The organism is Paraburkholderia sp. 2C, assembly GCF_054589215.1.
Genome location: NZ_BAAILL010000089.1, coordinates 1 through 274, shown reverse-complemented (window position 1 = coordinate 274; position 274 = coordinate 1). Strand labels below are relative to the sequence as shown.

General features: G+C 66.8%; 1 protein-coding gene. It reads right to left on the bottom strand.

The features are described 5' to 3' along the window. The coding region (locus tag ACYPXD_RS34145) for a hypothetical protein (protein ID WP_459723121.1) at positions 1–274 on the bottom strand (274 nt) is incomplete at both ends.

Sequence of the window (274 nt, the reverse complement as noted above, 5' to 3'; positions counted from 1 at the left end):
TCGCCGTGGCGGCCGAGGAACTCGGTGCGACTGGCCGTCCACGCCGTTTGCCGGCCGCTGAGGTCGGCGAAGGCGACACGCGTGCCGAATGCGGTATTCCAGGGATTGCGCGCCAACATGGCTCCCGTGAGCGAGTCGATTTCCGTCATGACGAACGGTGCCGATGCGCCTCGCGAGCTACCGAGCACCCATTCGAGCCACGCCGTGACCGAGAGCCGCCGGGTACGGCCGGACAGATTGCGTAGTGTCAGCCGGCTGATCTTCAACGGATCGG